Consider the following 939-nt stretch of genomic DNA (forward strand, 5'->3'; position numbering starts at 1 on the left):
TCCTCGATGACCTTCTGGTTTCGCCGCTGGATCGAGCATTCGCGCTCGAACAGGTGGACGACGTTTCCGTGCTTGTCGCCCAGCACCTGGATCTCGATGTGGCGCGGGCTCTCGATGAACTTCTCGATGAAGATGCGGTCGTCGCCGAAGGCGCCGGCGGCCTCGGCCCGCACGGCCGGAAAGCCTTCCTCGACGTCCTGGCGGCTCCAGGCCACGCGGATGCCCTTGCCGCCGCCGCCGGCCGAGGCCTTGATCATCACCGGATAGCCGATCTGCTCGGCGATCTGCAGCGCCTCGGCGACATCGGCGATCTCGCCGATATGGCCCGGCACGCAGGAGACCCCTGCAGCCTGGGCGAACTTCTTGCTCTCGATCTTGTCGCCCATCGCCGAGATCGCATTGGGGTTGGGGCCGATGAAGACGATGCCCTCGTCGGCGCAGCGCTGGGCGAACTCGGCCTTCTCGGAAAGAAACCCGAAGCCGGGATGCACCGCCTGGGCGCCGGTGGCCTTGCAAGCGGCGATGATCTTGTCGGCGACGAGGTAGCTCTGGGCGGCCGGCGAGGCGCCGATGTGCACGGCCTCGTCGGCCATCTCCACCGCCAGGCTGTCGGCGTCGGCGTCCGAATAGACCACCACCGTGGCTATCCCCAACCGACGGCACGTCTTGATGACCCGCACCGCGATCTCGCCCCGGTTGGCGATCAGGATCTTCGTGAACATCGGCGGCCCCTGGTGATCTGTCTTTCTAAATCCTCCCCCTTTGGGGGAGGTGGCCCGGAGGGCCGGAGGGGGTCAGCACCGCCTTCGGCGGCCCCCTCAGTCGCTTCGCGACAGCTCCCCCAAAGGGGGAGCATCTCGCGTCCCGCCCTTGCTCAAAGCGGAATGTTGTCGTGCTTCTTTGCGGGGTTGGTGAGCACCTTGCCCTTCAGGGAGTGGA

At 66.6% G+C, this 939-nt stretch carries 1 protein-coding gene; it reads right to left on the minus strand.

What is annotated here, in order from left to right; all coding sequences use genetic code 11:
- Nucleotides 1–722, minus strand: a 722-nt coding sequence (locus ACODR1_RS24785) for a biotin carboxylase N-terminal domain-containing protein (protein WP_488882816.1), incomplete at its 3' end; no start/stop codon positions are given.
- Between the last annotated feature and the right edge of the window lie 217 nt (nucleotides 723–939).

This window comes from Caulobacter sp. FG7 (assembly GCF_057808875.1).